Below are 18,285 nucleotides of genomic sequence, written 5' to 3'. Positions count from 1 at the left end.
AGAACGAGGCCTTTTTTGATATGTATGGGGCCTCGTCACACACCACGAAGCCAAATATCACCCCACCCAACAGAAAATCCTCCCAAACATCAGATAGTTTGGCAGGATTGTTTTTGAGCATGTACTTTAATTACTATCTTCTGTAAATAAAGTCTTGTTGGCCTATGTAGTAGCAACCGATGATTAGTAAATAAAACTCATACTTATCGACACCTCTTGGAGTAATTCTAAGGTCATCTCTGGTGAAGCAATTCTGTTTGATTTACTTTTATATCATTCATTTAGTCTGGAGATATTATTACTTTATTTTAATTTTGCACCAACAGCTTCTGCATCTATGAATAAATTAATAATCAACTCTTTTACGGGTATAACTTATGTTAACATTCAGCAATCTCACTAGACATGGCTGATTCTATTTCCATCTCACCATCATACTTCTCTTTTTTTTAACCATTTTTTCGATGAATATGATTTAATTCAAAGTATATTGAGTGCTGGAAAATGTATTGACTACGTCACAATGGAGGTTTTTTGGGGAATCATCAAGGAAGAAATGTATAGATTGAAAACTTACGATACTTTTGAGGTATTAGAGGCCAATATTCACCGATACATTACCTTTTATGATGAAGAACGAGTGACGTTATCCATAGGGTTATCGATTCCAGTATAAAGAAAAGACGAATCCGAAGATTCGCCTTAACTATTTTTATTATTTACCTCTCTCCTTGACAGAGGGCAGTTCATGACACCATTAACCTTGGTTGTTTTGTACTTAAAGATTTACTTATCATCTACACCTTCACGAAAAACTACCCTTTCACTAGGTTTTAAAGTCTCATCTTTATACATCTGTGTTGGGTAAGGAAGTACGTTCACTTCTTCAACTATCTCAATAATTTTTTCTTCATCCCCTGCAGAACCGGATTAATCTGGCTTATCTTCTGGCTTAGATGAATTATCCGATGGCCAACGCAAAGAACTTATGTAGCCATGGTTTTGTGTCAGGATACTGAATATGTCCTTTTGGATGAACCACTTAACTATCTCGATATTGCGAACGCTGTTCAGTTGATGCAATATCTCCGTCGAGCTGTGGATGAATTTGGACGAACGATTGTGCTAGTACATCATGATATTAGCTTTGCTGCACGTTATTTGGATTATATATAGATACTAAGATTGATGTGCTTGGAAAGGCCTTATAGTGCTGTATCGTTGTATTGATTAAGAAGGTCGGTAGTCCTTGATTAAAATTAGTATATTCTTTAGATAGTAAATAACACAGACACTCGAAAAGATAATCGAGATGTCTGTGTTATAATTTTGTTCAGTAACCATCTTCTTAGAACCTAACAGCACTCTGTGTTTAAGTTTTTATCGTCACCAAGAGCTTACACATCATGTGACGAGCCCCTTAATTAGACGAGCATCATTTTTAATTTATTATTTTACTTTGTAAAAAATATCTACTACGAAATAATACATGATTAAAAATTATAATTCAACTGACTTCCCCCAATAATAGCCCTGTTGCCATATGACACCAAGCTTGTATAGACATCCTGCGATCTTTCGTGATTCAATTCCCTCTACTACAAAGCAGACATTGTTGGTATCTGCTAATAGCAACCATTTCTCAATGCATCGCTTCAAAGTAAGGTGTTCGGTGTCAGAAAATGGAATTAAAGAAAATTTAATAGAAGCAATCGCCTGGATATTTCGTGAGACTAGCTCTAAGGTATTGCGTCCAGTACCAACATCGTCTAGGCTTATCTTATAACCTAAAGTAGTTATAAATTCTAGTAATTCACTTAACTTCGCCTCATTTAAATTATCTTCTGAAAAAGATTTCTCAGTGATTTCTATATAAATTTGGCGAGCGAAAGGCTTTAATGCATGCAAGAAATTTTTTGTTGAAGGAAGGAGTAATTGTTCAGGATGAAGATTTAAATGAAATAAATAGTGTGGGTATTTTTGGCAAAGCTTAGTTACTTGATCAGCGTACCACTCCAAAAATATCTTATTACTTTCCTCACTTTTAATATAAGTATTTACTATTTTTTCGGGATAACAATTACCTTCTCGAGTTCTTAGAAGAATTTCAAAACGAGCCATCTCATATTCACTATTTGATAATATATGAATGATTGGCTGAAAGATCAAATAAAAACTCTCTAGTTGTGTCTCATATTCATAATGCAATGTGTCACTCTCCTTATTTAGTAAGATATATTTGGTCTTTACCATTATTTTTGGCTATATAAAGAGCACTATCTGCTCTTTGAAAAGTGTTCCTTAAATTTTCACCTTGATCTCTATATGCGATCCCAATTGAAACGGTTACACTTAGTTTATAATTATCATCTAAATCCACTTCCAACGCTCTTACATTCTCAAGTATCTCTTGAGCAAGATGTAAGGCTTTTTGATCAGAACAATTTTCTACAATCGTAATGAATTCCTCACCGCCATAGCGATAATAGTAATAATTATCTCGGGTTAAGTCTGACAATATATCAGCGATTTCTCTAAGAATACGATCGCCGGTTAAATGGCCATAGCGGTCATTAAAACTTTTAAAATCATCAACATCAATAACTAATATTGCAAAGTCTGCCGATGAAATTGATAAACGGCCTAAATCTTGATGTAATTTTCTTGAATTGTATACATTTGTTAAGTTATCGATATTGGCTAATTTTGCTAGATATTTTACATCTGCTATTATTTTATAAAAAACAATCAGTAGGACAGTAGAAATGCTTATTAAAATAAAATAATTGATCAGAGTATCTTTAAAGTTAACCGGTTGTAGTAGCATAAAAGGAAAGGTGATTATTAATTGATAATAAAGAATTATTAACATCTGTCCCACATCAGAAAAATGCTTTTTTGCTCGCTCGAAAACCCATTTTATTGTTAGAACAATAATTAATACTACAAAATAATTTAGTGGTAAAGATACATTTTTTTCAAAAAAAATGCCTATTAATTCTAATAGTAAAATAACTGGTATTGTAATCTTCTCTCCTAAATATTTCATTATGATTGCGTATAAAACAAAACGCAAGTCAAAAGTATAACCCCTGATAGCAATAGGCAAATTGATTAAAAACACCCCTACTGTGACTTCAAGAACAATAAATTTTAAATATTGACCTTTGGTAAAAATATATGTATTGAAGTATTCTAACTTCAACTTCAATAATATATAGAGATTCAATAAGATAATCCCAATATTTGCTATTAAGCTCATTAGTATATAACACTTCCTCTAATCATATTTCTCTGAAATACCCATACTAATTTGGTTTTTTCCGTTCTCTTTAGCCGCATATAAGAATTTATCTGCTCTTGTGAACGTTTCTAGTAAATCTTCTTCTCCTACTCGGTATGTCACCCCAATTGAGACTGTTACATTGAGTTCCGTACCATCTTCCAGTTCCACTACTACTTCTCGAATGGTTCGCAGTAATTCTTCAGCTAATTGTTGAGTTTGCTGTTGAAGAGCGTCGTCGATGATCATCACAAACTCCTCCCCGCCATAGCGATAAACCGTCTGGTTACCATGAGAGTAAAGTGACAGTTTACTAGCAACCTTTTTCAAGACCATATCTCCTAGGACATGACCATATGTATCATTAATCTCTTTAAAATTATCAATATCAATGATAATTACACCATACTTACTTGATGTAGTAGAAAAACGTTGCATATCATTTTTAAACTTCCGCGCATTATAAAGTTGAGTTAGACCATCAATTGTACTTAAATCTGACAAATATTTAAGATCACTCATCACATTATATATGAAAAAAATCATGATACTACTAACAACAATCATAGCTAGACTAACTCTTAACGCGTTGACCAGGCTTTTTAGAGCTAGAATACTTAATGAAAAAGAAATTATCTCATAATAATAAACCAAGCTCAATAATTGCCCAAAGTCTGAGAATTTCTTTTTAGACCAATTAAATATGGGCGTATACGTTAAGAGTAAGACAAGTACGATAACACTGTTCAACCAAGCTGAGTAGGTACCTTCAAAATAAAAACGTATTATTCCGACGATAACAATTGTAGGTAATGCAATCTCTTTCCCTAAATATTTCATTGTTAACGCATATAGTACAGCTCGGAAATTGAAGTGTGTTTCCAACATAACAAAGGAAAAATTCAACAGGACTATTCCTGTTAACGATTGAATAAAAATATATAATGACACACGTTTTTTCAAACTAATAGTTTGCATCAAGGGGCATACGCTGATTTTCCAGAGCACATAAATATTCAATAAAATAACACCGATATTAGCCAATAAACTCATTACCATTACACTATTACTCCTCTCAGTAATCTAGAAACAAACTCAATAACTCAGCGATATAAATTATTCAGTCATTGCTCATGATCATCTTTTAACTATTTTTTATATCACGATGTAAAAAAACGATTTAGAAAAAAGAATCCTATAGCCATGTTATTTCAAAATTATTGTTTATAAGTATGTTATTACTTCATTTTTTTATAAATTGAATATATAAAAACATAAGCATAGATTTAATTAAAGTATTCCTACGTCTTCATAATAACCACATATTTTTGCTAATTATAATTCTCTTTAATTCAAAAAACAATAGACCCAAACAATTTAAGTTAACTATTTTTTAGAAATCATATAGTCTTTTATTGAATAATGCTATATCATAATTTTATTATATTATCTTTCGACGGCAGTGAAGAAAAAAGCAATCGTTACGGTTTCATATTCAGGTGAAATCCAAATTGATTTAGATAATGTAGGTGGTTTGGTTAATGATCAAATAAAAGTCATGGTAATGGAACAAATTGCCATGGATTCGAGTTTAATTTCATAAGCCATTGATTTCGACATTGAGATTAAACGGTATTAATTCTCATGATTCAATAAATATAACCGATTTCTTTTATGATATTATTAACTTATATTCATTATAAGTCGTAGGGTCATGATGACAAAATTTATTATTACAACGGAAAGTGGCACGGATCTGAATTAAAATCTGGTTGAGCGCTACAATATTCACTTCATTCCAATGCATGTGACCATTGGCAATACGACAAAGCCAGGTGGAAGTTTTCCTGTAAGTGAGGTCTTTGACTATTACGAATGCACAAATAGTTTACCTCAAACAGATAGCAGCACTCCAGATGATTGTGCAAAAGCCTTCCGTGACATTCTAGCGACATACCCTGACGTACACATTGTCTATATCGGTTATGCGGTAGTGACAACTGTTTCTTTCAATGTGGCCAAGAATGCTGCTGAAGATTCTGAGCGAATACATATTGTAGATAGTCAAAATGTATCTTTTATATTGATACTTCTTTTTGCGCTTCTTCTTGAACCGCGTGAAGAATCATTTTAGTAAAATATACTACAAAAAGCATCAGCTATTAACAAAGAATCACCTTTTTACCATGAAATACGATAAAGAATAAGCGATCTTATAAACAGTGATGGTACAACTGAACTTTATTACAACGTTAATATTTCAAGTGGAAAATAATAATGTACTCCTTTATAAAGAAAATGATTGCTCAAAAATTTTTTTAGCGCCACCTGAATTCTCCATTAATTCAGCTTCATCGTCAAACCTTTCCCGCTCTTTCTCCCATGAATCGACGAGCTTCAGTGCCTCTTCAAAAGTTATATCCTCCTTCATAACAAGCTCAATTAATCTTTCTATCTCCTCTATACTTCTCATTGTAAGTAATCGTTTACATAATTATAGCATTCTTTCGCTTGAGAATGTTGTGGATTGTAATGCAATTATTTGAAAAAGGATAACGTACGGGAGAATAGGGTTGGGGAAAAGCAGCTTTCAATTGGATAGTTAAAATGTACCCCGTACACGCGGGAAAGACATATGAAGCGACTGTAAAGGCAAAAGATGTAATAATTCTTATCAAGAAGTTCTCCCTTTATGGGTGGTTATTCATTATAAAGGATTGGTTATTGGATGAATTACAGGATGACACCAAAGAGAATATATCATCTTAGAGTAACGCTGATGTTAGGATAACGGGAAGTAAAATCAATTATAAGTGTGTTTTAAGAATTATCCGAGAATAACAACTCTTATGTGTGGAATCCTGCCGTAAAAGTCATCGATATAATTCATTCGAAGGAGAAGTTGAAACAATCACTGATAATTATCTGTATCATCAACTTTTTAAGGAAGAGCCCAATTAGGTTTAGGTGCGTGATGTGACCAAAATAAAAGTAGCCCATCCAGAAAGCAAATTATATTTTATCGCTGATTATACATCTCTACAATCGAAATATTACCGTGAATAGTCTCCTTCAATCTTCACGGCTAATTTTACCAATCAATCACTTGAAGAAATAAACTAAGATAAAATAATTGAAGAGATCGATGAGTTAAATTTACGAACATCCCCTAACCACACTAAATAGCCTGCCACCTATTCAATACAGGTGACAAGCTGCTTAGAAAAATATTCAATTAAACTCTTTTTTAAGAATGCTTTAAGAAAGTTATGTTATCTACCCAACCCTCTCACAAGCCTCTTTCTACGTAAGAAAATGCAAAATTTAAAACTTACTCCCCAGCTTCAACCCAGCGGTCATAAGCGGCTTGGTGAATTTCTTCAATCCGTCTTACCCCGATTTTTTCAAGGGTCTCAATATATTCTGCCCATGTACCATCGTTGATTTCGCGATTACCTGTAATAAAGGCCGCTTCACTTTCAACAATATATGTCTCTAAATCAACTTTTATTGTATTTACTTCTTCTTGCTCTTGGGCCGTTAAGTAAACTAATGGGAAGATATGTTCTCCATGTTGAACAATCTTTTCATCTGTTTCTTCTTTAATAAAGTCAGTAAATTCAGAGCGACTGCCGCCAATTGGATCTAATTCAACAGTCAAAGCAGGAATCGTAATTCCGTAGGCTGGTGTTAAAGTTCCACGATATTGTTCACGGTTTTCTTCGTCAACCTCTTCATTGTAAACTTTATTACCAGCTTCTTCTCCGCCTTCATCCCATTCCCATAAGTAACCTTCTGGACCATAACTAATATATTCATAGCCTTCTGGCGAGTAGAAATAATCAACCCATCTCAATGTTGCTTCTGGATAAGGATTCTCTTTTGTGATAGCGAATGATCCACGCTTGATACCTGGATCCATTGGCATTACCGGTTCCTGTTGCCATTCGCTTGTTAGAGGGCCAAACATCGGATTATTTAATGCTTCTTCTTCACTTTGCCCAGTTGTAAAGTATGAAAACCAATCTTGGAATACCCCAATTTGGTTGTTTTGACCTTTAGCTTGCTTTTGCTCTCCGGATTGAGAGAAAGTTTCTCGATCAAGTAAACCTTCTTGATACAATTTATTCATATACTCGAGATAAGCTCTAAAGTTATCTGTCGCGAAGGTATAACGCGCTTGCCCGTCATGCTCTTCAATTCCCCAACCCTTTATCCCAAAGGCAGGCATAAACCAACCGCGAAGACCATTCATTGATACATCTGAGATAGGAATCTCATCTTGTTGGCCATTGTCGTTGGGATCTTCGTCTCTAAAGCGAATCATTAGTTCATAAAACTCATCCACCGTTTCAGGTATAGCTTCGACATCTAAGTTGTCTAACCATTCCCCATTATACCAAACAGGTCCCATGATCCATGAAGCCGTATCACTTTGAACCACATTCGGCAAAGCATAAATATGCCCATCGGTTGTCGTAATCGATTGTCTGATGGCCGGGTTCTCTTCTAATAATTGATAGAAATTCGGCGCATATTCTTCTAACATATTCTCTAAAGGAATTAGTAAACCTTGTGAACCATAGTCTACTTCACCCGCTGCATTTAATGAATTGGGCCCGCCAGCATAGATTAAATCAGGCAACTCCCCACTCGCAAAAGCCAAATTCAAACGGGTAGCAAAATCACTTTGAGGGGGCGTTGTATAATTGAATGCGATATTTGTCAACTCAGTATAATTTTGCATAACAGGCATATCTTCCCATTCAGCCTGCCCCACACCGGGTGCTAGAATATCCAACGTAATTTGTTGATCGACAATTGGAAAGCCTTCTTTATTGACAGCAACCTCAGTCTCAGCCGCTTCTTGTGTCGTCTCCGATTGTTCAACCGGTTCAGAACTGCTTGTGTCATCCACTTCAGTTTCACTATTACACGCTACCAAAGCCATTGCTGAGATTAGTAACAAGGACATTTTTTTTATCTTTTTCAATTCCATATTTATTCCCCATTTCTTTATTTTTTAACCTTTAACAGAACCCAACATAACACCTTTAACAAAATATTTTTGCAAGAATGGATACACCATAATCAAAGGAAGTGTTGCCACAATCATCACACCGTATTTGATAACCTGGCCAAGTTGTTGTTGACTATATAGAAACTCAGCCATCTCTCCGGTCATTTGCATAGTAGGATTCGATGAGAGATCCTGCAGAACGAGAATTTCTCTTAAAACCATCTGTAACGGGTACTTGTCCCGGTCACTAATATAAAGCAAGGCATTAAAGTAAGAGTTCCAATGGCCCACCCCATAGAATAAGGCCATGACCGCGATGATTGGCTTAGAAAGCGGCAAAATAATCGTAAAGAAACGTGTCAAATAACTTGCCCCATCCATCATCGCAGCCTCTTCAATCTCATCTGGAATGGATGTTTGAAAGAACGTTTTTGTCACAATAATATTATAGACAGAGGCAGCATTAGGCAAGACCAGGGCCCATACCGTATTCCCCAAACCCATTCTGGTCACAAGAAGGTAACTTGGAATTAACCCACCACTGATAAACATCGTCACCAACATTAGATTCGTAAAGAAACCACGCCCTACAAAGTGCGGTTTGGATAGAGCATAACCCGCAGGGATCGTTACGAACAAATTAATTGATGTTCCTAGTAACGTATAAAAAATAGTATTTGCATAACCTCGCCATAGATATTCATTTTGAAAAATAGTTTTGTAGCCTTCTAAAGTAAAACCTCTCGGAAACAGCAACATCTCTCCCGAACTCACCGCAATCGGGTCACTGACAGAGGCACTTACAATGTATAATAATGGGTATAGGATAATAATTAATACAATCACTAAACACGTATTAACCAGTGCATTAAACCATTTATCTGAATGAAAGACGCGCCGTCGTTGTTTGATATTCATGAATTCCTCTCCTTTCTACCATAAGCTGACCTGGCTCACTTTGGATGCTATCTTATTAACGGTTAACAAAAGAATCGCATTAATGACTGAATTAAATAAACCAACGGCTGCCGCATAACTATATTGAGCGTCTAATAAACCTTGTTGGTAAGTAAAGGTCGCGATAACGTTTGATGACGCCATATTTAGTGGGTTTTGCATCAAGAGGATTTTCTCATACCCCATTGACATAATCGATCCCATATTCAGAATAAGTAATATCACAATCGTTGGAATTAATGCCGGTATATTAATGTCGCGGATACGTTGCCAACGGTTCGCTCCATCAATCATCGCGGATTCATGCAGCTGCGGGTCAACCCCGGCTAACGATGCCATATAAATCACCGAGTTCCACCCCATACTTTGCCAGACCCCTGATAGAACATAGACAGTTTTAAACCAGCGCGGATCTTCAAGAAAGGCGTGTCTTTGGAACCCCAATGCCTCTAGAATATGATTAATGAGACCCGTTGATGGAGATAGGAATGACACCAACATCCCAACAATGACAACCACCGAAATAAAATGCGGGGCATAAGTGATTGTTTGCGTTAAACGTTTAAATGGTCCATTCTTTGCCTCGTTAAGAAGCAACGCCAAGATAATGGGTAATGGGAAACCAACGACCAACTCATAAATACTAATAGTCAATGTATTTTTTAATAAGTCGCTAAAATAATATGAATTAAAAAATTTCTCAAAATGTTTAAAGCCAACCCAAGGGCTTCCCCATATCCCTAAAGAAGGAATATAATCTTTAAAAGCAATTTGGATACCGTACATAGGTCCATAATGAAAAATAATAAAAAAAAGCAAAGCTGGTAACATAAACAAATATAATTGCCAGTTTTTCTTAATGTTTTTCTTCCAATTTCTGTCGTTTAAAGACGCCGACTTATTATTCACTTCATGAGCGGCCGCTAATGGGGGCGCTTTTAGCGGTACTTCCACGGGCGCATTATTATTTATAGGTTCCATTTTTTATCCCCTCTTTTCTTCTTTTTTGTCTAAAGCGGCTACTTTTAGGGCTTCGGCCTTCAATATGCCTTGAAAAGCAAACCAAGAGATCCCGCCAATCAACAATGGTGCACCAAAGAATAACGCTACAAAAGGAATCCAATGAAATACCTTATATAAAAGGGCCCCTAAAATAAAAATAGCGATGCTTTGAGGTAAGCTAGAGATACCAATAAAGAAAGATTGTTTAAAGTAAACAAACAAAGAATGATAATCGTATCTTACAAATACGGGAAAAATATAAGCTCCTAGGAGTAAAAAAATAATGAATACGATGACCAATACGGTGTGAATTATTGGGGATTGAATCATCTGTTTGGATATCATTAAATCACCTGCAAGAAGCAAAGCACTTCCTGTGAGTAACCAGCCTATTTTATTTGCTTTCCAAAAATTTTCTGCATAAAAAATACTAAATTGTTTGCTGATAACGATGTCGTATTCTCGGTACACCATCCAACGATACATCACTTGGAATGTCGCAGCCACCGCTGGGAAGAAGCCAAAGATAATAAAGCCCTTTAATGAATAAAAAAGAATAAAAAGTTGCAAACTAAACAGATTATATATACAACGGCCAAATGCCATGTTTTTGTGAATAAATGATGACTCGTTCATAGACACCTTCCTCTCATAATCAAGCTTTTATTAGGGGGTGAATTCAATGTTTGTAATACTTGATTCACTAATGCGCCACTCCCCTTCTTCTTGTTTAAAGACAACTAAGACAGTCGCAATGTGATTACGATAGGTCTCTTCTTCCAATACACTCTCTCCCACTGCCTTCTGTCTGGCTTTCGCCACTATAGCATCGGGTTCAATGTCAGTGACTTCAAATTCCAATAGATCCTGCCTGACATCAAAATCCGTAAAAAACTGAGCCATCACTTCTCCTGTCTCTTCGCGTGCTTTTGTGTTAATCGTGGAGAGATATAAATCAACATCTTCCGTATTCGCTCCTTGAAGATTACGTTGATAAATAGCTTGAATCTCGGCTTCTAACTTCCGATTCTCTTCTTGGGAGGTGTGAATGTTATTTGCATTGCTCATTGTCATAAAAAACAGCAAGACGGCAAGGAGGCCGATACCTATAAACCAGACAATATATTTTCTTATCTGTTTACTCATCCGCCTGCCCCCTTTTTTATCAAGACTAAATTTTTGTAACAATATAACATAATAATATCATAAAAAACGTTTTCAATCTATCGCATCGATTTATTCCAATTCAACATAATAATAGGTGATAGAGCCCCTTCAGTCGATCAATCGGTATAACCCTCGATGCGTCTGATTAATTAGGTATTAAAACAGCAAAGCGACATCTCTTTTATCTCTTCTATTGTATGATTTAATACGCGGTACAAATTAAATCGAATCACCCGAATGTCTATATCATTCAAGAGTTTCAATTCACTATTGCTAGCATCTTGTGACAACTGAGTAATTGCAAAAAATTGCTTCCCTAACTATATGTAACGCATCACAAAAGTAATCCTGTTCATACTCTTGGAACGAGTCCGATGCAACTGCACCACCAACATAAACAAGCCCCAACCACTTCCCACAGAAGTAGTCGAGGCTTGCTTTCATGAATAATTCACGAATATGTCATAATAAAATTTCCTGTGTGAAATATACCTTCTATTAGTTTCTAAGTTTTTTGTTAGAATGTGATATTCTCAATTGTCCTCAGATCAATTTATTACAATTTTGAATTGTCAGTATAAGCTAGACAAATGCGAGTCATTAATGTAACTTGAAAATACTTCCAAAGGCGTTTGATAATTTAATGATTTTCTAGGTATTTGATTTCTCTTGTCAGCTACTGCAGACACAAATAACTGCTCGACTTTATTGAAGTCCATTTCCTTTGGCAAGTCATCGTTTCTAAATAGACCATTTGAATGTTCATTTAAACCACGCTGTGATGGTGTTCCTGGATCTGCGAAGTAGATCGAGACGTCATGTTTGTTGGACAACACCTTCCAGTTACTAAATTCTTTTCCGTTATCAAAGGTAAAAGATTTAAACAAGTTTCTAGGGATGGATTGAAACCACTCTGTTAACGTTGTTTCAATGTCACTTGCTTTTCTACCTTTAGGCTTTAAGGTGATGATGGCTTTAGATAGACGTTCCACCAGTGTGATGACGGCACTTTTATGATGAGCACCAACGATTGTATCACCTTCAATGTGACCAAACTCATCTTTAAATAGAGTGTAGTCTTTTTCTCTTTCAGAGATGTTTCGTTTGAACGCTTGTTTTCCTCGTCGTTCTTGGTCTCCGTTTGGCTTTCGCTTGCCTTTCATAGGGAGTGTTGTGATATCAAAGGTGCCATCTTTAAATCGACGATATAAGGTTCTCATTGAACAACTGATTGGCTGTTCAAAACGTCCAATGTTGACGTCTGGCGTCCATCCTTGAGCAACTTTTTCTTTAATATACTTCTGTTGCTTTTTAGGCAAAATGATTTTATGTCTACCGCAACGCTTTTTATATACTTTATAGCGTTTGTAGTAAGCAATTGCTGAGTTACCTTGTTTCAAGAAATTAATAACGTTATAAATGGGCTGACGTGAACGCCTTAAGCGTTCAGCAATCATCGCAACAGAAATATTTTGATGATAATAAGATTCTATCATTACTAATTCATCCGTGGTAAGATGGGAGTAGGTCATTTATGATCACTCCTATTCTTCGTGGTGGAAGTATAGTTTGAGTGTATCATAAATGACTTTTTTATTTGTCTAGCTTAATTTTACAATCTACGTTGTATTTAATCTTAGCTAGCAAATAATAATTGAAAAGAACTTTATACTCCATTTTTCGATAACTTCAAATCATATATCGTAGTTCCCCCATCACTCCTCCAACCTCCCCAATTCCAATATCTCAATCACATTCGGTTTGGGTTGGCGGACTATCCCTGCCTTGGTCAACTTCGTCAAACTTCTGCTGAAGCTTTCTGGAGACATTCCTAGGAAGGATGCGAGTTGTTTTTTGGTTGAAGGGATCTCAATTGATAAGCTTTCTTGTTGGTTGTATGCTTCTAACAAGTAAGCCGCTAGGCGGTGGGACGTGCTTTCTGAAGTTATCCAAGTGGTTTGCTGTTCGGATTCGTTCAGGCGGTTGGATAACTCTTCCAGTAATTCTATAGCAATCTCTGGATTTTGAAGCAAGACATCTTTGAAGACATCGCGCTGAATACTGCAGACCGTTGTTGGCTCCTCCGCCTTGACATAGCGGTTTATTTGCCGGTGGCTGAACAATCCGGATTCTCCAATGAAGTCGCCCGCTTCTAATTGACGAATATACTGCTCCTTTCCCGACGCAGATAAGCGATATATTTGCACAAGACCCTTCTGAAGTAGATACAACGTATCTGAATCATCACCCGCTTGGTATAAATATTGCCCTGCCTTAAACTTCTTAACTTGAATCTGAGCTTGAATCTTCTCAATCTGATCACGTGTCAATGTTTGGAACAGGGGAATCGTGCTTATACAATAATGATAATTGGAAAAATCCATATACTCATCCTCTCACTAATGATTTATCTCCTCTCATTATAAGGCAAAGCTACCGACTTTTACTCTTTTTTGCATAAAAATAAAAAAAGCCAGACCATATTCGCCCTGGCTCATTTAATCTGATACTAATTATTTTTCTTGGCTCGCATCATAATCTACTGCTTTAACGAAGACATCGATATTCCCAGCAACAGCCTTAGAATAAGGGCATACAGTATGTGCCTCATCCGCTAACTTCTGCGTCTCATCGCGATCAAAGTCTTGAATTCCCACTTGAATCTCAACTTCTAACTTAAAATCCGCCGCATCCTGCTTCTTGTAAAGACGTACTGTATGAAGAACTTGCGACGCATTCTTAACCTTATGCTTACCCTTCACCAATTCTAAAGCTCCGTGGAAACACGCACCGTAACCTAAGGCGAATAACTGCTCAGGATTCTGACCTTCACCCGAACCACCCATATCTTTAGGTGTCGTAATCTTCACCTCATACGTCCCATCCGCTAAGTAACTCACACCATCACGACCACCCGTATTCACTGCACTTGTCTCATAAAGTTGTTGATAATCCGTCATCCCACATTCTCCTTTACTTATTTGATACCCCCATTATAGCGCATACTAATCCTATTGTACTTGACATAGGTCAAGGCTTGGCGAAAGTTTATAACAAGAATTCACAAAAATATTAAACTTGTGATTGCCCTGTAAGTGGATGAATCTATGCCATCACAGCTGGCGACTTAATATTGTCGAGTTTAATAACGTCTCGTTGTGCTTCACGAGACTCTGTTCCTCGCTAAATAGAGCCTCGAGTAAAAACTTTTAGAAAAGTTATTAAATCACTTTTCTAAGGGTCAACATTAAGTCATTGTGTGAAATACCGGAAATACGGCTACACTTCAGTGTTTTGCACCTGTTGATTATTTCGCGCTCCCGAGTCCGCCAATATCCAATTCGAGTCCACCTATTCGCCAATCAAGTCCACCCCTGTTTTTGAACCAAATACGCCCTTCAAGACAACCAATTCGCGCTTCGAGTCCACTTAATAGTCTCTTTTGTGTATAGTTAGTTTAGAAGTTGGATACTTCTAAAAAAATACACGAAGGAGGCTATTTCCTACGTTTAGTCAAGTGAAATATTTAGAAATTTAGATTGATTATTACCCATGCCAAATAAACCTGCTTATTAATTCATTTTTTCAGGTGTAATTGGTATAATTTAGTTACTAGTTATATGAAGATTACTGTGGGGACAGATTATAATCATATAATTGACCGAGAAATACTAGATGATGGATGGATTTCAGAAACCGATCTATACATCCAATTAGAGCGACCTTGTGCTTTTTAGTGCGAGGTTTTTCTTTTGCTCTGTAATAATAATCAACAATATGATTTGGACCAGACTTTTGTGCACGAATCATATTATTGACAGTATTGAATAATATTTTTCTGGCGAACGTATTTCCTCTTTTACTGATACGGTCATACGTTCCAGAATTTCCGGATTGATAGCGTTGAATATCGATACCAACATATGCATTTAACTGCTTTGGATTATCGAATCGAGTTAGGTCACCCAGTTCAGCTATGAGTAATGCTGCAGTCAATTCTCCTACTCCTGGAAAACTTTTATATATATAGAACTCTTTAAAGTATAGTGCTTTATTGGTTAGTTCTTTTTTAATTTCATTTTTGAGAAGGATTAACTGAAGGAGTTCATTAGCCCAATGGGCTACTAAACGCACTTCTATTGAGTCTTCCGAAACAGCTGGATAAGATTGTTCGGAAAGTCCAAGAATTTCTTCTGCTTTAATTAAAGCTCTTTGGGACGAGATCTTTTTCCTTGTACTTTTTAAAATAAGATTTTTTATTTTAGTTCGGCTTAATTCTTCTAACCGCTTGGGATGTGGAAACAGTTGGATTATCTCTAACGCAAACTCACTTGAGATAGAACTAAAATATTTTTCATACTCAGGAAATGACTGAACTAAGAAGACATGTAGTTGATTTCTTGCCTTCTTTATTTCTTGTTCATTTGATTCATACCATCGTGATAGTTGACGCATTTTTTGGTATTGAGGGGTAAAATTATTTGTTGGCTTTCTTTCATGGAAATAATGTGTTTGTGCTAATTTATGTGCATCGCTGATATCTGTTTTATTCACTCTGAGGCTATCTGTTTGTTTGCGCGCTTCGAGAGGGTTCATTAAATAATAACGAAAGTTATTATTCTGACAAAACCTTTCAATTACGCGGGAATAGACACCTGTAGCCTCGAAAACAATCTCAGGTACTGAATGACAAGATTCAACCAGCTGTTTAATCCGCATAAATCCCTTCTTATTATGCTTTATCTCTCCTTCAAACTGACATATATTATCTTGATAGAGTACGCAATAACTTCGTCCGTTACTTACGTCTAAAGCAATAACATCCATTTTTTTATCCCTTTCTTATATAATTTGAAGTCTTCATTTAACCTTACCGATTCCAATTTCCTAAACACGACCTCAAGGGCCCAACATACTCAAAACAGATTCTTATAAGGATATGAAGTGGACCAGTTTTTTATTCGGTTTACTAACCAAAAAGCCTCACGATCTCTCCTTCATATCTACCATATAAAAAATAGTAGTGAAAAATCCACCGTCGTGGACTTCTCACTACTAATCTTAGTATGTTTTTTATGACAAGAAAAATTCCAGTGAAATTAGTGATGCAGTATCGAGATCAAGGGTTCTCTCGAAACATGATCGCTAAGACGCAGAAAGTAGGTCGGAGTTCAGTGAGCGAAGTCTTCAAACGGGCAGATGAGTTAAAGCTGACTTACGAAGATATTGAGGAGCTATCAGATAATGAAGTCTATCGAAAGTTCTTCCCTGAACGCCATCAATCAGAAGTGTTATACACACTCCCTGATTACGAAAAGATCCATAAGGAGCTACAAGGAGTCGGAGTGACCCTCAAGCTTCTATGGCAAGAATATGTGGATCACTGTAAGGATACCAACGGTATCCCGGTTGGGTACACTAAATTTTGTGAAGACTATCAAAGACATATTGATCAATATCGCTTGACGAATCATTTAAAACATAAACCCGGCGTATCGATTCAAGTCGATTGGAGCGGCTAACCATGGCTTTGCTCGATACTGACACCGGTGAATTAATAACTGTTTACCTCTTTGTAGGAACCCTGCCTTACAGTCAATACACCTATGTAGAACCCACACTTGATATGAAAAGCGACACTTGGCTTCGTTGCCACATGAACATGTTTGAATATTTTGGCGGAACGACTATCCGGCTTATATGTGACAACTTAAAGACAGGTGTGATCAGCCATCCAAAAGAAGGAGATATTGTCTTAAATGAACAGTATGAGTCTTTAGCCAATCATTACGTAATGGCTGTCATGCCTGCTCAAGTACGTAAACCAAAACAGAAACCAGCTGTAGAAGGCGCAGTTGGTAAAATAGCCATGGCCGTGATTGCTCCACTGCGAAATGAAATCTTTACGACTATGGGCGAGTTAAAGGAAGCTATTCGTGAAAAACCGGAGTTCTATAATGCCAAACCTTTTCAGAAACGTGAAGGAAGCCGACGGCTGATATTCACAGAGACAGAACAGGAAAAACTCCGACCGCTGCCATCAAACCCTTATGAAATTGCTGAGTGGGTTTACGGAAGAACCGTTAAACTCGATTGGCATATTACCTTTTAAAAAAACACCTACTCCTGCCCCTACCAATATGTAAAAAAGAAAGTGGATTTAAAAGTAACCGCTCATTTTCTTGAATTCTATTATCAAAATGAACGAATTGCTACTCACAAATGATTTCCCACCTATAAAGAATATACCTTTTTAACCTTACCTGAACACCCGCCAGATCAATTTAATCAACTGGAATGGAATGAACAGAGACTGCTAAATTGGGCAGAAACGATTGGTCCGTTTACTCATAAAGTGATTCAACGTATTTTTGAGAGATTACAACTCAAAGAACAAGGGTATCAGTCTTGTTTGTCTGTTTTAAATCTATCAAAGAAACACTCCAATGAAGCCTTAGAGAAAGCATGTCAAATTGCTTTAGAATGACTTCACTCACCAAGGTATCGTCAGTTAAACACTATTTTAAACAACCCCAATAATAAAGAGATTTTAGAAGAAGCAGAAAGTGCCGAAAAAGAAATCTTAGGTTTTGTAAGAGGCCCAGAATACTATGGAGGAGATATCAATGATTGACAGCGAAACAGTACGCAAATTACGACAATTAGACTTAGGCGAATTTGTAGATACATTAGAGATGCAAGAAATGGATCAGGATACCAGACACTTGCCTTTTGACGAACGCCTGCAGCTATCCATCGATTACCTTTACCAAGAAAAATACAATAAACGAGTAAGTGGATTAATTAAACGATCCAAGTTCCGAATACAAGAAGCAGATGTTGCTTCAATCCACTT

Annotated in this window: 19 protein-coding genes and 2 pseudogenes; 8 read left to right on the top strand and 13 right to left on the bottom strand. The window is 36.4% G+C overall.

Going from position 1 to position 18,285, the window contains the following annotated elements; all coding sequences use genetic code 11:
- The first annotated feature begins 523 nt into the window (after positions 1-523).
- Both HW423_RS09645 and HW423_RS11225 read left to right on the top strand, forming a co-directional pair.
- On the top strand, positions 524-676 hold the full coding sequence (locus HW423_RS09645; RefSeq protein WP_268951485.1) for an IS3 family transposase: 153 nt from the start codon (positions 524-526) through the stop codon (positions 674-676).
- Positions 677-952: 276 nt separating this feature from the next.
- A pseudogene (locus HW423_RS11225) lies at positions 953-1,173 on the top strand (iron ABC transporter ATP-binding protein); the annotation flags it as partial.
- Positions 1,174-1,500: 327 nt separating this feature from the next.
- On the opposite strand, the gene HW423_RS09640 reads toward HW423_RS11225, so the two are convergent.
- Genes HW423_RS09640 through HW423_RS09630 form a run of 3 tightly spaced genes read right to left on the bottom strand, consistent with a single transcriptional unit; the run spans position 1,501 to position 4,342 of the window.
- Positions 1,501-2,208 carry an EAL domain-containing protein gene (locus tag HW423_RS09640; protein ID WP_218931701.1) on the bottom strand — a complete coding sequence of 236 codons (708 nt, stop codon included), beginning with the start codon at positions 2,206-2,208 and terminating at the stop codon, positions 1,501-1,503.
- Between the two features lie 13 nt (positions 2,209-2,221).
- Positions 2,222-3,262, bottom strand: a complete 1,041-nt coding sequence (locus HW423_RS09635; protein ID WP_218931700.1) for a GGDEF domain-containing protein — start codon at positions 3,260-3,262, stop codon at positions 2,222-2,224.
- Between the two features lie 18 nt (positions 3,263-3,280).
- Entirely contained in the window at positions 3,281-4,342 is a 1,062-nt protein-coding gene (locus tag HW423_RS09630) for a GGDEF domain-containing protein (protein WP_218931699.1), read from the bottom strand.
- A 403-nt stretch (positions 4,343-4,745) separates the two neighbouring features.
- Here HW423_RS09630 and HW423_RS09625 point away from each other — a divergent pair, with 403 nt between their 5' ends.
- Both HW423_RS09625 and HW423_RS11570 read left to right on the top strand, forming a co-directional pair.
- A complete protein-coding gene (locus tag HW423_RS09625; protein WP_218931698.1) occupies positions 4,746-4,886 on the top strand; it encodes a hypothetical protein in 141 nt (46 codons plus the stop codon).
- A gap of 165 nt (positions 4,887-5,051) precedes the next feature.
- On the top strand, positions 5,052-5,417 hold the full coding sequence (locus tag HW423_RS11570) for a DegV family protein (RefSeq protein ID WP_408014890.1): 366 nt from the start codon (positions 5,052-5,054) through the stop codon (positions 5,415-5,417).
- A 153-nt stretch (positions 5,418-5,570) separates the two neighbouring features.
- On the opposite strand, the gene HW423_RS09615 is transcribed toward HW423_RS11570, so the two are convergent.
- The 10 genes from HW423_RS09615 to HW423_RS09570 all read right to left on the bottom strand — a co-directional run bounded on the left by HW423_RS09615 (position 5,571) and on the right by HW423_RS09570 (position 16,256).
- Entirely contained in the window at positions 5,571-5,756 is a 186-nt protein-coding gene (locus HW423_RS09615) for a hypothetical protein (RefSeq protein ID WP_218931696.1), read from the bottom strand.
- Between the two features lie 858 nt (positions 5,757-6,614).
- Positions 6,615-8,282 (bottom strand): extracellular solute-binding protein, encoded by a 1,668-nt coding sequence (locus HW423_RS09610; RefSeq protein ID WP_218931695.1) that lies wholly within the window; start codon positions 8,280-8,282, stop codon positions 6,615-6,617.
- Between the two features lie 24 nt (positions 8,283-8,306).
- On the bottom strand, positions 8,307-9,221 hold the full coding sequence (locus tag HW423_RS09605; protein WP_218931694.1) for a carbohydrate ABC transporter permease: 915 nt from the start codon (positions 9,219-9,221) through the stop codon (positions 8,307-8,309).
- A gap of 15 nt (positions 9,222-9,236) precedes the next feature.
- The gene (locus tag HW423_RS09600) at positions 9,237-10,241 is read right to left on the bottom strand and encodes an ABC transporter permease (RefSeq protein ID WP_218931693.1); all 1,005 of its coding nucleotides are present in this window, start codon (positions 10,239-10,241) and stop codon (positions 9,237-9,239) included.
- A 3-nt stretch (positions 10,242-10,244) separates the two neighbouring features.
- Positions 10,245-10,898: a YesL family protein gene (locus HW423_RS09595; protein ID WP_218931692.1), complete on the bottom strand. Its 654-nt coding sequence runs from the start codon at positions 10,896-10,898 to the stop codon at positions 10,245-10,247.
- Positions 10,899-10,928: 30 nt separating this feature from the next.
- A complete protein-coding gene (locus HW423_RS09590) occupies positions 10,929-11,408 on the bottom strand; it encodes a hypothetical protein (RefSeq protein WP_218931691.1) in 480 nt (159 codons plus the stop codon).
- Between the two features lie 593 nt (positions 11,409-12,001).
- Positions 12,002-12,961, bottom strand: a complete 960-nt coding sequence (locus HW423_RS09585; protein ID WP_218931690.1) for an IS30 family transposase — start codon at positions 12,959-12,961, stop codon at positions 12,002-12,004.
- 183 nt (positions 12,962-13,144) lie between these two features.
- Positions 13,145-13,813, bottom strand: coding sequence for a Crp/Fnr family transcriptional regulator (locus HW423_RS09580; protein ID WP_138405376.1), 669 nt, complete (start codon positions 13,811-13,813; stop codon positions 13,145-13,147).
- Between the two features lie 129 nt (positions 13,814-13,942).
- The gene (locus HW423_RS09575; RefSeq protein ID WP_218931689.1) at positions 13,943-14,389 is read right to left on the bottom strand and encodes an organic hydroperoxide resistance protein; all 447 of its coding nucleotides are present in this window, start codon (positions 14,387-14,389) and stop codon (positions 13,943-13,945) included.
- 667 nt (positions 14,390-15,056) lie between these two features.
- Entirely contained in the window at positions 15,057-16,256 is a 1,200-nt protein-coding gene (locus HW423_RS09570) for an IS110 family RNA-guided transposase (RefSeq protein WP_218931688.1), read from the bottom strand.
- Positions 16,257-16,504: 248 nt separating this feature from the next.
- Between HW423_RS09570 and HW423_RS09565 the strand changes: the two genes are divergently transcribed.
- The 4 genes and pseudogenes from HW423_RS09565 to HW423_RS09555 all read left to right on the top strand — a co-directional run.
- Positions 16,505-16,951 (top strand): hypothetical protein, encoded by a 447-nt coding sequence (locus HW423_RS09565; RefSeq protein WP_218931687.1) that lies wholly within the window; start codon positions 16,505-16,507, stop codon positions 16,949-16,951.
- A gap of 2 nt (positions 16,952-16,953) precedes the next feature.
- Positions 16,954-17,541: a DDE-type integrase/transposase/recombinase gene (locus tag HW423_RS09560; RefSeq protein WP_218931686.1), complete on the top strand. Its 588-nt coding sequence runs from the start codon at positions 16,954-16,956 to the stop codon at positions 17,539-17,541.
- 12 nt (positions 17,542-17,553) lie between these two features.
- Positions 17,554-17,655: pseudogene (locus HW423_RS11565) on the top strand (hypothetical protein); the annotation flags it as partial.
- A 400-nt stretch (positions 17,656-18,055) separates the two neighbouring features.
- The coding region (locus HW423_RS09555; RefSeq protein ID WP_328803166.1) for a hypothetical protein at positions 18,056-18,285 on the top strand (230 nt) is incomplete at its 3' end.

Origin of the sequence: Ruoffia halotolerans, assembly GCF_014049385.1 — a bacterium.
Taxonomy (GTDB): Bacteria; Bacillota; Bacilli; order Lactobacillales; family Aerococcaceae; genus Ruoffia; species Ruoffia halotolerans.
This window is presented reverse-complemented; position numbering and strand designations above follow the sequence as displayed.

Bases quoted from the DNA above. Each gene is read 5' to 3' on its own strand.
- HW423_RS09645 (WP_268951485.1), top strand. From the start codon at position 524: ATGGAGGTTTTTTGGGGAATCATCAAGGAAGAAATGTATAGATTGAAA.
- HW423_RS09635 (WP_218931700.1), bottom strand. From the start codon at position 3,262: ATGAGCTTAATAGCAAATATTGGGATTATCTTATTGAATCTCTATATA.
- HW423_RS09630 (WP_218931699.1), bottom strand. From the start codon at position 4,342: ATGGTAATGAGTTTATTGGCTAATATCGGTGTTATTTTATTGAATATT.
- HW423_RS09615 (WP_218931696.1), bottom strand. From the start codon at position 5,756: ATGAGAAGTATAGAGGAGATAGAAAGATTAATTGAGCTTGTTATGAAG.
- HW423_RS09610 (WP_218931695.1), bottom strand. From the start codon at position 8,282: ATGGAATTGAAAAAGATAAAAAAAATGTCCTTGTTACTAATCTCAGCA.
- HW423_RS09605 (WP_218931694.1), bottom strand. From the start codon at position 9,221: ATGAATATCAAACAACGACGGCGCGTCTTTCATTCAGATAAATGGTTT.
- HW423_RS09600 (WP_218931693.1), bottom strand. From the start codon at position 10,241: ATGGAACCTATAAATAATAATGCGCCCGTGGAAGTACCGCTAAAAGCG.
- HW423_RS09595 (WP_218931692.1), bottom strand. From the start codon at position 10,898: ATGAACGAGTCATCATTTATTCACAAAAACATGGCATTTGGCCGTTGT.
- HW423_RS09590 (WP_218931691.1), bottom strand. From the start codon at position 11,408: ATGAGTAAACAGATAAGAAAATATATTGTCTGGTTTATAGGTATCGGC.
- HW423_RS09585 (WP_218931690.1), bottom strand. From the start codon at position 12,961: ATGACCTACTCCCATCTTACCACGGATGAATTAGTAATGATAGAATCT.
- HW423_RS09580 (WP_138405376.1), bottom strand. From the start codon at position 13,813: ATGGATTTTTCCAATTATCATTATTGTATAAGCACGATTCCCCTGTTC.
- HW423_RS09575 (WP_218931689.1), bottom strand. From the start codon at position 14,389: ATGACGGATTATCAACAACTTTATGAGACAAGTGCAGTGAATACGGGT.
- HW423_RS09570 (WP_218931688.1), bottom strand. From the start codon at position 16,256: ATGGATGTTATTGCTTTAGACGTAAGTAACGGACGAAGTTATTGCGTA.
- HW423_RS09565 (WP_218931687.1), top strand. From the start codon at position 16,505: ATGACAAGAAAAATTCCAGTGAAATTAGTGATGCAGTATCGAGATCAA.
- HW423_RS09560 (WP_218931686.1), top strand. From the start codon at position 16,954: ATGGCTTTGCTCGATACTGACACCGGTGAATTAATAACTGTTTACCTC.